Source organism: Streptococcus sp. D7B5 (assembly GCF_029691405.1).
Taxonomy (GTDB): domain Bacteria; phylum Bacillota; class Bacilli; order Lactobacillales; family Streptococcaceae; genus Streptococcus.
The window spans coordinates 674,540-687,621 of sequence record NZ_CP121467.1 but is presented as its reverse complement, the minus strand read 5'-3'; the positions used below and the strand labels follow the sequence as shown (position 1 = coordinate 687,621).

The 13,082-nt window shown below is 40.4% G+C and carries 15 protein-coding genes; 12 read left to right on the top strand and 3 right to left on the bottom strand.

What is annotated here, in order from left to right; genetic code table 11:
* Positions 1-72 precede the first annotated feature (72 nt).
* From rplL to P8P68_RS03325, 5 genes are all read left to right on the top strand, one after another.
* Positions 73-441 (top strand): 50S ribosomal protein L7/L12, encoded by a 369-nt coding sequence (gene rplL / locus P8P68_RS03345; protein ID WP_001196964.1) that lies wholly within the window; start codon positions 73-75, stop codon positions 439-441.
* Positions 442-853: 412 nt separating this feature from the next.
* Positions 854-1,756 (top strand): DUF2268 domain-containing protein, encoded by a 903-nt coding sequence (locus P8P68_RS03340; RefSeq protein WP_109289514.1) that lies wholly within the window; start codon positions 854-856, stop codon positions 1,754-1,756.
* 62 nt (positions 1,757-1,818) lie between these two features.
* Entirely contained in the window at positions 1,819-2,187 is a 369-nt protein-coding gene (locus P8P68_RS03335) for an EXLDI protein (protein ID WP_278276157.1), read from the top strand.
* 213 nt (positions 2,188-2,400) lie between these two features.
* Positions 2,401-3,405, top strand: coding sequence for an NADP-dependent oxidoreductase (locus P8P68_RS03330; protein WP_278276156.1), 1,005 nt, complete (start codon positions 2,401-2,403; stop codon positions 3,403-3,405).
* A gap of 16 nt (positions 3,406-3,421) precedes the next feature.
* Positions 3,422-4,066 carry a TetR/AcrR family transcriptional regulator gene (locus P8P68_RS03325; RefSeq protein WP_000444590.1) on the top strand — a complete coding sequence of 215 codons (645 nt, stop codon included), beginning with the start codon at positions 3,422-3,424 and terminating at the stop codon, positions 4,064-4,066.
* A gap of 146 nt (positions 4,067-4,212) precedes the next feature.
* Here P8P68_RS03325 and P8P68_RS03320 read toward each other — a convergent pair whose 3' ends face one another.
* Positions 4,213-4,698, bottom strand: coding sequence for a GNAT family N-acetyltransferase (locus P8P68_RS03320; protein ID WP_278276297.1), 486 nt, complete (start codon positions 4,696-4,698; stop codon positions 4,213-4,215).
* A gap of 31 nt (positions 4,699-4,729) precedes the next feature.
* Positions 4,730-6,076, bottom strand: a complete 1,347-nt coding sequence (gdhA, locus tag P8P68_RS03315; protein WP_278276155.1) for an NADP-specific glutamate dehydrogenase — start codon at positions 6,074-6,076, stop codon at positions 4,730-4,732.
* A gap of 204 nt (positions 6,077-6,280) precedes the next feature.
* Here gdhA and P8P68_RS03310 point away from each other — a divergent pair, with 204 nt between their 5' ends.
* The 7 genes from P8P68_RS03310 (at position 6,281) to P8P68_RS03280 (ending at position 12,777) form a co-directional block, all read left to right on the top strand.
* Complete coding sequence (locus tag P8P68_RS03310) at positions 6,281-7,216, top strand: dihydroorotate oxidase (protein ID WP_084944619.1); 936 nt, start codon at positions 6,281-6,283, stop codon at positions 7,214-7,216.
* A gap of 33 nt (positions 7,217-7,249) precedes the next feature.
* Positions 7,250-8,287 carry a DNA polymerase III subunit delta gene (gene holA / locus P8P68_RS03305; RefSeq protein WP_278276154.1) on the top strand — a complete coding sequence of 346 codons (1,038 nt, stop codon included), beginning with the start codon at positions 7,250-7,252 and terminating at the stop codon, positions 8,285-8,287.
* 69 nt (positions 8,288-8,356) lie between these two features.
* Positions 8,357-8,962 carry a superoxide dismutase SodA gene (gene sodA / locus P8P68_RS03300; RefSeq protein ID WP_000974733.1) on the top strand — a complete coding sequence of 202 codons (606 nt, stop codon included), beginning with the start codon at positions 8,357-8,359 and terminating at the stop codon, positions 8,960-8,962.
* A gap of 154 nt (positions 8,963-9,116) precedes the next feature.
* Positions 9,117-9,647 carry a YutD family protein gene (locus P8P68_RS03295; protein ID WP_278276153.1) on the top strand — a complete coding sequence of 177 codons (531 nt, stop codon included), beginning with the start codon at positions 9,117-9,119 and terminating at the stop codon, positions 9,645-9,647.
* Positions 9,648-9,667: 20 nt separating this feature from the next.
* Positions 9,668-10,753, top strand: a complete 1,086-nt coding sequence (gene rlmN, locus P8P68_RS03290) for a 23S rRNA (adenine(2503)-C(2))-methyltransferase RlmN (protein WP_125391238.1) — start codon at positions 9,668-9,670, stop codon at positions 10,751-10,753.
* Between the two features lies 1 nt (position 10,754).
* Positions 10,755-11,234 (top strand): VanZ family protein, encoded by a 480-nt coding sequence (locus P8P68_RS03285; RefSeq protein WP_125391239.1) that lies wholly within the window; start codon positions 10,755-10,757, stop codon positions 11,232-11,234.
* 1 nt (position 11,235) lies between these two features.
* On the top strand, positions 11,236-12,777 hold the full coding sequence (locus tag P8P68_RS03280; protein WP_044020588.1) for an ABC-F family ATP-binding cassette domain-containing protein: 1,542 nt from the start codon (positions 11,236-11,238) through the stop codon (positions 12,775-12,777).
* A 42-nt stretch (positions 12,778-12,819) separates the two neighbouring features.
* Here P8P68_RS03280 and P8P68_RS03275 read toward each other — a convergent pair whose 3' ends face one another.
* The gene (locus P8P68_RS03275) at positions 12,820-13,059 is read right to left on the bottom strand and encodes a zinc-ribbon domain-containing protein (RefSeq protein WP_278276152.1); all 240 of its coding nucleotides are present in this window, start codon (positions 13,057-13,059) and stop codon (positions 12,820-12,822) included.
* Positions 13,060-13,082: the final 23 nt, after the last annotated feature.

Sequence of the window (13,082 nt, the reverse complement as noted above, 5' to 3'; positions counted from 1 at the left end):
TTAAGCTACGCAGCGTAGCCTAGCTACGGAAAAACGATTATAAAATTAAAAACTTATTTGGAGGAAATAACAATGGCATTGAACATTGAAAACATTATTGCTGAAATTAAAGAAGCTTCAATCCTTGAATTGAACGACCTTGTAAAAGCTATCGAAGAAGAATTTGGTGTAACTGCAGCTGCTCCTGTAGCTGTTGCTGCAGCTGGTGCTGCTGACGCTGGTGCTGCTAAAGACTCATTTGACGTTGAGTTGACAGCTGCTGGTGACAAAAAAGTTGGCGTTATCAAAGTTGTACGTGAAATCACTGGTCTTGGACTTAAAGAAGCTAAAGAACTTGTTGATGGTGCACCAGGTGTCATCAAAGAAGGCGTTCCAACTGCAGAAGCTGAAGAAATCAAAGCTAAATTGGAAGAAGCTGGAGCTTCAGTTACTCTTAAATAATAGAGCAACTACATTAGTAGCTTAAAAACATGATTAAACCGCTATTCTTAGGAGTAGCGGTTTTTTCTTTTGGTTCAAGAAGGGGCAAAAAAGGGGCGAACTAATTATATAGTTTATCTAGGAGACAAACAAGTTTTGAATAATAGGCTTTCCATAAAAAATGATACAAGTTTTTACCCTTCAGGATTTATTTTTTTCTAGTATCATCATTCCTATGAACAGTAGAAAAGTAAGTTTTTAATTTATTGATACTCCGGATATTATAATCTCAGTATTAAAGAACTTTATTGAAGGTAATTTTCGAACGGTTTGAGGTAATTTCAATGAAATTTTAATAGATATTTCAATTTTCTTCTTGACTCTGATCTTAGGTAAGGGATTATACTAATAATAGATAAGAAAGGAGATTACCATGCAAATCAATATGATTCGTTCAGATAAAGTTTACCAAGAGATGCTCGAGCTTCCTTTAGAAAAAAGAGAAGGTTGCTTTCGAGCTAAAATATTAGCACCTTTTGCAACCAAATACCAAACGCAACACATTCCTTTAAAAGCAAAGTACCCTGGAGGATTTGATGCTCTATTCCTACTTGGCTTTATGAATCTGTTGCCCGCAACTCTCTCGGGAAAGGATAGACCGGCTATTGATGCCCTGAGCTCTGATCAACTCTGGCAAGACTGCCAGGATACCATTAAAAGAAGTATTGGCCTTTTTGAACAGGCTGGCTATGACTTAGATGTTGAGGATTACCATTTTACTATTTTATTGGGCAATCCAGAAAAGCCTATGCTACAGCTCAATAAGGGTTATAGCGGAGATGGCGGAATCCCAGGCTACCTCATGCTTAGTCTGCTACCAAATGACTATACTTTACCACGTGTGCAGGCTGCGTTGGCCCATGAGTGTAATCACAATGTCCGTTTCCAATTTGTCAAATGGAATCAGCAGACGACATTAGCAGACTGGGTAGTCAGTGAGGGATTGGCAGAGTCTTTTGCAGCTGAGCTTTATGGCAAAGATCTAATCGGATCTTGGGTTACTTCAACCAGTCCAGAGCAGTTAGAAGAGATTAAGCCCATCATCTCAAGTCAGCTTCAGCTAACAGGGATGGCGGAAATGGCACCATATCTCTACGGTGATGAAATAGCTAAGATACAGGGTCAGATACCAGTTGGAATGCCTTATGCTGCGGGCTATGCTTATGGTTATCATCTGATACAAGCTTATCTGAAAAAGACTGGCAAGAGCATTATTGAGGCTACTGTGACATCAACGGAAGAGATTCTAGAGGCGACGAAAGACTTTTGGAAATGACACTTTTGCTTGCAAATCTGCCAGAGTTTGATATAATGTAGGTAATTTTTGGAGGTGACTATATGCACTATAAAAGAGTTGAATTAAAAGTCGCAAATCAGGGTATCCATGAGCGCAAGATTTTTCAAGGTGTTAAGATTTTCAGTCGTAGCAAGCTGTCCAAAGATCAGAAAAGCATTCTAACACAGAAGCTTTACCTGACACCGAAGCAAAACATTGTTTACTATCAACGGACAGATATCAACTATGACCAGAACTGGTATCATCATAAGGACTATTATGAATTAGCTTATGGTCAGATGGATAGAGAGACGGTTTTTAAGGTTTGCCAAGATTTTGACGACCTGACTCCTTTTATAGAGGATGAGCTGCTGGAGAAGCTAAAAGAAAAGCGGTCAGCAGGCAAATTTTTTGAAAAATTAGATATATAAAAATCCGACTGCTTTCATAAGCAGTCGGATTTCTCTAATTTATAGTTTGATAATTTTTCATAAGGGAAAATAGATCTATTTTTATCATGAACAGCTAACTTAGTTAGAAGTTTTGGAAACAGTATAGTTGAAATCTATGAAGAATAAGCGTATAATCAGAGAAAAATGATTGAGTGCTCACTCAATATATAGATAAACAAAGGAGTTCATGAAATGGTTGTTCAAGCAATACAGTATGGTCGTTTCGGTGATGAAGAAGTGCTAGATTTGGTGAACATTAAATCTGATGTTTTGGAAGTGAATCAAGTTAGGGTAGAAGTTTATGCAGTTGGTTTAAATCCTATTGATTATAAGACTTTTGAGGGGGCAAAGCCACTTCGTTTTCTATCTTTTATGACGAAACTAAGAAAGCCAAGTCGTTGGTTTGAGTCAAAATCATCTCTCTTTCCAAGAGGTGTTGGTCGGGATTTTGCTGGAGTTATCACAGAAATTGGTGAAGGAGTAAGTCGGTTTGCAGTAGGGGACAAGGTTTTTGGAACAATGATCAGTGACCCTGGATTGGGGACCAAGAGGGGAGCTTTGGCAACAGAAGTTTGTGTCAATGAATCAGAAATTGTGTTGAAACCAGAGATGATTGATATGAACCATGCATCTACTATGGGTGTAGCCTCTCTAACAGTGGGAGGTGCTTTTAGAAAGATTGAGCTAAACTCTAAAGATGTTGTAGTTATTTCAGCAGCAGCAGGTGGTATTGGAAGTATCGCAGTACAGTATGCAGTTGCTAAGGGTGCGACAGTTATTGGAATTGCAAGTAAGAAAAATTCAGATTATCTGAAGTCCTTAGGTGCCATACCAGTAGCTTACGAAGAGAACATCCAGAATGCTCTTCTATCAGCAAGTACAAAGCCAATTACAAAATTCTTGGATTGCTATGGAAGTGATTATGTTAAATTGGCTTTCAGTTTGGGGTTGAAGGGCACGGCTATTGGAACGCTAGTACCTTCACCATATGTTATGATAAAAGGAGCTCAGTTCACGGGTCCTAGACATTCAACATATGATGATTTTAAAGTTCTAGCGGAAATGGTCTCAGATGGGAAGGTTCTGCTGAATATTGATCAGATTTATGATTTTTCTCTAAAGTCAGTTAGAGAGGCATATCGTAGTCTGAAGTCGGGACACACTCGAGGTAAGAAAGTTGTAAAAGTAAGAGAGTAGCAGAGAGGTGCTAGCAATGGAAAGTTTAGAACAAAAGTACGCTCAGACATTAGAAAATAGCAACTTGAGTTTAAAACAACGTCAAGTGTTATTATCAAGTCTAAAGTTATTTTCAGAAATTGGTTTTGAGAATACAACAGCAAGCCTTATTGCTAAGGAGGCTGGAGTTTCAGAAGGGACAGTTTTTAGTTACTTTAAAACTAAGGAAGGCATCTTAGAAGCTATTCTGTCAACTTTTCTCGAACAGGTTATTCCAGATGTGATTGCTGATTTTTCTGAGAAGAAATTTACAGCAAACCAAGAGAGTTTTCCAGTGTTTTTGAGAAGCATTGTTCGAGATAGACTAGTTTTCATTCAGGAGAATCAAATGCAAGTTAAAATTCTCTTGAGTCGTTCTTTTATTGATAAAACTATTTCTGAGCAGTTAGGGAATGTTATTGTTCACTCTATCATTAAGTCAATTAGTCCAGTTCTGAATCAGTTTAAAGAAAATGGTGTTATTCGAGATTGGTCAAATGAAAGAATGGTTCGTTATATTCTAGCCTTGAGTCTTTCTTATGTTATTCCAATGATGTTGAATGATAAGGAAGATGTGAACATAGATGAAGCAGTAAACGAAATTGTTGAATGCCTGTCTTTTGCCTTAGTAGAAGTAAAGTGAATTTTGATTTTTAAGCTTACTATTAAAAATAGTGAGCTTTTTTAAAACCAATATAAAAATCCCCAATCAGAGTGATTGAGGATTGAAAAATAAATTGAAACAATACCTTTACTATCATAGCATTGGCTACATTAGTATACTGCCATCTATTCATCTGATAAGAGGGATTTTATCATCCAGATATTCATAGCTGGGTGGCCGGCGGCGTTAGAAAGTGGTTGTTGCAGTGATCTGAAACCATAGTGTTGATAGATGGCCACAGCCGTAGCCAGTTCAGTAGAGGTTTCTAGATAAAGCTGTTCATAACCAGCTAGACGGGCTTCCTGGAATATCCGCTTTATCAACCTGCTGGAATAACCTTTGCCACGGCTATTCTTAGTGACGTACAGTTTTTGTAATTCAGCAATCTTATCAGACACAGGTGCAAAGCCACCACAGCCAACCAGCTGTCCTTCATCTTCCAGAACAAAGTAAGCTGCTCTCTCTTGCTGTTGATAATAGTCGGCCAAATGATCTAGATGAGAATCAAAGTAGACAGTTCCTGGTTTGTCAAGCCCGAATTCTTCTAGGCTGGCTCGAATGAGCTGCGCTACAGCTGAATTGTCTCTCACTTCCATTGGCCGTAAGTTCATCATTTGTCCTCCAATAGGATGTATCGACTAATTAAACAATACCTTGTGCAATCATAGCGTTTGCTACGTTTTCGAAGGCAGCGATATTTGCTCCTGCAAGGTAGTCAGTACCAAGACCGTATGTTTCAGCAGTTGTTTTAGCTGTATTGAAGATGTTTGTCATGATGTCTTTGAGGCGTCCATCAACTTCTTCACGGGTCCATGAAAGGCGAAGGCTGTTTTGGCTCATTTCAAGCGCTGATACAGCTACACCACCAGCGTTGGCAGCTTTGGCAGGACCGTAAAGGATTCCGTTTTCTTTGTAGACTTTAATCGCATCAAGGTCACTAGGCATGTTAGCACCTTCAGATACACAGATAACGCCTTGAGCAACCAAACGTTTAGCTGCTTCACCGTTGATTTCGTTTTGAGTCGCACATGGAAGAGCGATGTCGTAGTTACCAGCGTAAGTCCATACAGAACCTTCATGGTAAGTAGCAGTTGCTTTCTCAGCTGCATACTCAGTCAAACGAGCACGGCGTTTTTCTTTAACATCAACCAAAAGATCGAAGTCAATACCATTTTCGTCGATGACATAACCATTTGAGTCAGATACAGAGATAACAGTAGCGCCAAGTTCAGTTGCTTTTTGAAGAGCGTATTGAGCTACGTTACCAGAACCTGAAATAACCACTTTCTTACCAGTAAAACTGTTACCATTAGCTTTGAGCATTTCTTCAGTGTAGTAAACCAAACCATAACCAGTTGCTTCTGGACGAATCAAGCTACCACCAAATCCAAGAGGTTTACCAGTCAAGACACCCGCATCAAATTGGTTAAGACGTTTGTATTGTCCGTATAGGTAACCAATTTCACGTCCACCAACACCGATATCACCAGCAGGTACGTCAAGAGATGGTCCGATGTATTTTTGCAATTCTGTCATAAAGCTTTGGCAGAAGCGCATCACTTCAGCATCAGTCTTACCTTTAGGATCGAAGTCTGATCCCCCTTTACCTCCACCGATTGGAAGTCCAGTCAAGACGTTTTTAAAGATTTGTTCGAAACCGAGGAATTTCAAGATCCCTTGGTTTACAGTTGGGTGGAAACGAAGTCCGCCTTTATATGGTCCAACAGCTGAGTTGAATTGAACACGGTAACCACGGTTGACTTGGACTTTACCTTCACGGTCAACCCAAGGAACACGGAAAGAAATCACGCGCTCAGGCTCAGTGATGCGTGCCAAGATGTTTTCTTCGATATACTCGGGATGTTTTTCAAATACAGGTTCCAAAGTGCTGAAGAATTCTTCAACCGCCTGGAGAAATTCAGCCTCATGCCCGTTACGAGCTTTCACAGTTGCAAACACGCTTTGGATATAGTCTTTAGCAGATGTCATATCGTTCTCCTTTTGTTGTTATATTTTATTACATGAGCCATTATAGCAGAATTTTTTTTGAGTGTAAAGAAAAAAACAGAAATTTTCTAAAAATTCTTTCAATTTACAAAACCGAACGTTTTATATAGAAATTAGTTTCTCAAAGAGAAAATCTTAAAGTATGGTATAATATTAGAAATAAAAGGAATCTGGAGGATCAGAATCATGGTATCAACGAAAACACAAATAGCTGGCTTTGAGTTTGACAATTGCTTGATGAATGCGGCGGGTGTGGCTTGTATGACGATAGAAGAGCTTGAAGGAGTCAAAAACTCAGCGGCGGGTACTTTTGTTACGAAGACTGCGACCTTGGACTTTCGTCAGGGCAATCCTGAGCCACGATACCAGAATGTTCCACTTGGTTCTATCAACTCCATGGGCTTACCAAATAATGGCTTAGACTACTATTTGAACTATCTTTTGGACTTGCAGGAAAAAGAGCCAAACCGAACTTTCTTCCTATCTCTAGTTGGCATGTCTCCAGAAGAAACACATACCATCTTGAAAAAAGTGCAAGAGAGTGAATTCAAAGGACTGACAGAGCTTAATCTCTCTTGTCCAAATGTTCCAGGAAAACCTCAGATTGCTTATGATTTTGAGACAACAGATTGTATCTTGGCAGAAGTATTTGCCTACTTTACCAAACCTCTTGGAATCAAATTGCCACCTTATTTTGATATTGTTCACTTTGATCAAGCGGCAGCTATTTTCAACAAATACCCGCTCAAGTTTGTTAACTGTGTTAACTCTATCGGAAACGGCCTTTATATAGAAGACGAGTCGGTCGTGATTCGTCCTAAGAATGGTTTTGGTGGAATTGGTGGAGAGTATATCAAACCGACCGCTCTAGCGAATGTGCACGCCTTTTACCAACGTTTAAATCCCCAAATCCAAATTATCGGAACGGGTGGCGTTTTAACGGGGCGTGATGCCTTTGAACATATCCTCTGCGGTGCGAGTATGGTGCAAGTAGGGACCACTCTTCACAAAGAAGGTATCAGTGCTTTTGAACGCATTACCAATGAACTGAAAGCTATTATGGCGGAAAAAGGGTACGAAAACCTAGAAGATTTCCGTGGGAAATTGCGCTATATTGACTAAATGAAATAGAAAATCAAGAAGAAAGGAGAGAAGATGCTAGCCATAGAAGAGAGTCAAAACTTGTCTTTATCTAACTTATCTAGCCTGACCTTATTTACAGGTTCGGACCAAGGTCAGTTTGAAGTTATGAAGGATCAGGTCCTGAAACAGATCGGCTATGATCCAGCCGACCTCAATTTTGCCTACTTTGACATGAAAGAAGTAGCCTATAAGGATTTAGAGCTGGAGCTGGTCAGTCTCCCTTTCTTTGCAGATGAGAAAATCGTGATATTAGACCATTTTCTCGATATTACAACAGCCAAGAAACGGTTTTTAACAGATGATGAACTTAAGTCATTTGAGGAATACCTTGACAATCCTTCACCGACAACCAAGTTATTAATTTTTTCAGAAGGAAAACTGGATAGCAAGAGACGATTGGTCAAACTGCTCAAGCGTGACGCGACAGTATTTGATGCTATCGAGGCTAAGGAACAAGAACTTCGCCAATATTTCCAAAAATGGAGTCAGAAACAAGGTCTGCAGTTTGCGGAAAAGTCTTTTGAAAATCTATTCATCAAGTCTGGTTTTCAGTTTAGCGAAATCCAGAAGAATCTCCTCTTTTTACAATCTTATAAGTCAGATGGCCTGATTGAGGAAAAGGACATTGTTGAAGCTATTCCAAAGACTTTACAAGACAATATTTTTGATTTGACTCAGTTTATTTTAGCTAAGAAGATTGATCAGGCCCGTGACTTAGTTAGAGACTTGACTCTGCAAGGGGAAGACGAAATCAAACTCATAGCTGTCATGTTAGGACAGTTCCGAACCTTTATCCAAGTGAAAATCTTATCAGATGCTGGTCAGACGGAATCGCAGATTGTAAGCAGTCTGGGGACTTATTTGGGGCGCAATCCTAATCCTTATCAAATCAAGTTTGCATTGAGAGATTCGAGAGGGATTTCCTTGGCTTTTCTCAAGCGAGCGATTTCTTATTTGATTGAAACAGACTACCAGATTAAGACAGGTGTCTATGAAAAAAGTTACTTGTTTGAAAAGGCACTCTTGCAGATTGCGACAGAGGCAAATTGAGCAAAAAACTTGAAAAAAGAGGATGATTGCGTTATCATTTTCATATAGAAAGAAAAAGAGGTATTACAGATGGCTATTATCTTACCAGACCTTCCATACGCATACGACGCTTTGGAACCATACATCGATGCAGAAACAATGCACTTGCACCATGACAAACACCACCAAACATACGTAAACAACGCAAATGCAGCTCTTGAAAAACACCCTGAAATTGGGGAAGACCTTGAAGCCTTGCTTGCAGATGTTGAATCTATCCCTGCTGATATCCGTCAAGCACTTATCAACAATGGTGGTGGACACTTGAACCACGCTCTTTTCTGGGAATTGATGACTCCTGAGAAAACAGCTCCTTCAGCAGAACTTGCAGCAGCAATCGATGCAACATTTGGTTCATTTGAAGAGTTCCAAGCAGCCTTTACAGCAGCAGCTACAACTCGCTTCGGTTCTGGATGGGCTTGGTTGGTTGTCAACAAAGAAGGAAAACTTGAAGTAACTTCAACAGCAAACCAAGACACACCAATCTCAGAAGGTAAAAAACCAATCTTGGGCTTGGACGTTTGGGAACATGCTTACTACGTGAAATACCGCAACGTGCGTCCTGACTACATCAAAGCTTTCTTCTCAGTCATCAACTGGAACAAAGTAGATGAGCTTTACGCAGCAGCAAAATAAAAAATAGGAAGGGAAGAATCAATCTTCTCTTTTTAAGGTTATAAAGCAGAAGTCTGACAAAATCGTCAGACTTTTTTCATTTTCAGGATATTCGTGCCAACTTGTAGAAAATATGGTAAAATAGAGTGTTAAGTAATCGTGGAAAAGGAAGACTATGCGTAAAGAAATTGCACCTGAATTATACAACTATAACAAGTTTCCTGGCCTAGAATTTCATGTGAATGGGGATAAGGTTGAGACTGAAGGGATTGCTTTTACCTTGGTTGAAAATATCAAGGATGCTTTTGATGTGACCGTCTTTAATCAGCGCTTTTCAGAAGTGTTGACCAAGTTTGATTATGTCGTGGGGGACTGGAGCAATGAACAGCTTCGCCTACGCGGTTTTTACAAAGACGATCGAACAGAGGAAAAAATTGAAAAAATCAGTCGCTTACAGGATTATCTTTTGGAGTACTGTAGTTATGGTTGTGCCTATTTTGTCCTAGAAAATCAAGCACCGAAGCGTGCGTCATTTGACAAGAAATCGCGTAAAAAGGAAGAGGAAAACCTTCCTAGAAGAGGCAAGAAACCTTCGCAAAACAAGAGAAAACCAAATGCGGATAAGCGAAATAGACGTCGTCATAAGGACCAAAAGTCTCAGAAAGAGGACAAGGGACAGCGCCATTTTGTCATTCGTCAGAAATAGATAGAGAATAAGGAGAAGAGATGAAACCTTCTATTTATAGTTTAACACGTCAAACCATGCAAGAATGGGTATTAGAACAAGGAGAAAAGAAATTCCGAGCAGATCAAATCTGGGAATGGCTTTACCGTAAACGTGTCCAGTCATTTGAAGAAATGACCAACCTTTCTAAGGATTTAATTGCCAAGCTCAATGACCAGTTTGTGGTCAATCCTTTGAAACAAAGGATTGTACAAGAGTCAGCTGACGGTACTGTTAAGTATCTTTTCGAGTTGCCAGATGGCATGTTGATTGAGACAGTACTCATGCGTCAACACTACGGTTTGTCAGTCTGTGTGACCACTCAGGTTGGCTGTAATATTGGTTGTACCTTCTGTGCATCAGGCTTGATTAAGAAGCAACGTGACCTTAATAACGGGGAAATCGTAGCGCAGATCATGTTGGTTCAGAAATACTTTGATGAACGTGGTCAGGACGAACGTGTCAGCCATATCGTTGTTATGGGAATTGGTGAACCATTTGATAATTACAACAATGTTTTGAATTTTGTCCGTACCATCAATGATGACAAGGGAATGGCTATCGGTGCTCGTCACATCACTGTTTCAACCTCAGGTTTGGCCCATAAAATTCGTGACTTTGCTAATGAAGGTGTACAGGTCAATCTGGCTGTTTCCCTTCACGCACCAAACAATGAATTGCGTTCAAGCATCATGAAGATTAACCGTGCCTTTCCGATTGAAAAACTTTTCGCAGCTATTGAGTACTATATCGAAACAACCAATCGTCGTGTAACTTTTGAATACATCATGCTCAATGAAGTCAACGATGGTGTAGAACAAGCCTTGGAATTGTCTGAATTGCTCAAAAACATCAAAAAATTGTCTTATGTAAACTTGATTCCTTATAACCCAGTTAGTGAACATGACCAATATAGCCGTAGCCCTAAAGAACGCGTGATGGCCTTCTATGATACCCTCAAGAAAAAAGGGATTAACTGTGTTGTCCGTCAGGAACATGGTACAGATATTGATGCAGCTTGTGGACAATTGCGCTCCAATACAATGAAACGTGACCGCCAGAAGGCAGTCGCAGCGGTAAATCCATAAAATGACTAAAAAAAGAGAATTAATCTTAAGATTGGGAGTGGCTGTTTACAGCCTATGCATTGTCTGTTTTTGTTTTACTCCCCAGCCTCAACTTCCTACAGGAGTGGAAACTCCAGGTATTCAAACTTTTGGACGCCTGGTTTTTCTTTTAACTCCCTTAAACTCCCTTTGGAATCTGGGTGAAGTGACTAGTTTGGGACAAGTCCTTTGGATCTTTTTGCAGAATATTTTAAATGTCTTCTTGCTCTTCCCTCTGGTCTTTCAACTGATCTATCTCTGTCCAAACTTGCGGCAAACCAAAAAAATCCTCCTTCTCAGTTTTCTACTGAGCCTGGGAATTGAGTGTACGCAACTGGTCTTAGACTTTTTCTTTGATTTTAATCGCGTCTTTGAGATTGATGATTTGTGGACCAATACCCTGGGAGGCTATCTGGCTTGGGTCCTCTATAAAGGACTGCATAAAAACAAGATAAGGAATTAGAATGAGTATTTTAGAAGTTAAAAATTTGAGTCACGGTTTTGGTGACCGTGCAATTTTTGAAGATGTGTCCTTCCGTCTCCTCAAGGGAGAGCATATCGGTCTAGTTGGTGCTAACGGTGAAGGGAAATCAACCTTTATGAGCATTGTGACTGGTAAGATGTTGCCAGACGAAGGAAAGGTGGAGTGGTCTAAATATGTGACTGCTGGCTATCTGGACCAGCACGCTGTACTAAAAGAAGGCCAAACCGTGCGTGATGTTTTGCGGACAGCCTTTGATGAGCTTTTTAAAGCAGAAGCTCGTATCAATGACCTCTATATGGAAATGGCAGAAGAAGGAGCAGATATCGACGCGCTGATGGAAGAAGTTGGGGAGCTCCAAGATCGTTTGGAGAGTCGTGATTTTTATACTTTAGATGCCAAGATTGATGAAGTGGCGCGTGCCCTCGGTGTCATGGACTATGGTATGGATACGGATGTAACCTCTTTGTCAGGTGGACAAAGAACCAAGGTGCTTTTAGCCAAACTCCTCCTTGAAAAGCCAGATATCTTGCTCTTGGACGAGCCAACCAACTACTTGGATGCCGAACACATTGACTGGCTCAAGCGTTATCTCCAAAACTATGAGAATGCCTTTGTCCTTATTTCGCATGATATTCCTTTCCTGAATGATGTTATCAATATCGTATATCACGTTGAAAACCAACAATTGACTCGTTACTCTGGAGACTACTACCAGTTCCAAGAAGTCTATGCCATGAAGAAATCTCAGCTGGAGGCGGCCTATGAACGTCAACAGAAAGAGATTGCAGACCTCAAGGATTTCGTGGCTCGAAACAAAGCGCGTGTTGCAACGCGTAATATGGCCATGTCCCGTCAAAAGAAACTCGATAAGATGGACATCATCGAACTTCAAAGTGAGAAGCCAAAACCATCCTTTGATTTCAAACCAGCTCGTACGCCTGGGCGCTTTATCTTCCAAGCCAAGGACTTACAGATTGGTTATGACCGTCCACTTACCAAACCCTTAAACCTCACCTTTGAACGCAATCAAAAGGTTGCCATTATTGGGGCAAATGGTATTGGGAAAACAACTCTCTTGAAGTCTCTCTTGGGCATTATTCCACCAATCGCTGGAGAAGTTGAACGTGGCGACTACCTTGAACTTGGTTACTTTGAACAAGAAGTAGAAGGGGGCAATCGTCAAACTCCTCTCGAAGCAGTTTGGAATGCCTTTCCTGCCCTTAACCAAGCAGAAGTTCGTGCAGCCCTTGCCCGCTGTGGTTTGACAACCAAGCACATCGAAAGTCAAATTCAGGTCTTGTCAGGTGGGGAACAGGCCAAGGTGCGTTTCTGTCTCTTGATGAACCGTGAAAACAACGTCTTAGTACTGGACGAGCCGACCAACCACTTGGATGTAGATGCCAAGGATGAACTCAAACGCGCTCTCAAAGAATACAAGGGATCGATTCTTATGGTTTGTCACGAACCAGACTTTTATGAAGGCTGGATGGACCAAATCTGGGACTTTAACAAGCTAACTTAAAAGCAGTAAAAAAGCCAAGTCGAAATGACTTGGCTTTTTTGACTAGTAATTTAAATAGTTTTCAATTTCAGATTTCTCAATTTCTTTACCGTAGTGGCAAATCGGACAAGAAACGAAGTAACTTTTACCATAAGGGAAAAGTGGAATCCAGTAGAAGGTGAATTTGCGCCCAGTTTCTATGATCTCCCAAGTGTCGACATTGTTACAGTGACCACATTCGATCGCAGTTTGCGTATGTCCCAAGTCTTTCTGATAACCTTTAGAACCCCAAAATAAAATCATGTCATCGTCTCCTTATCTGTTGA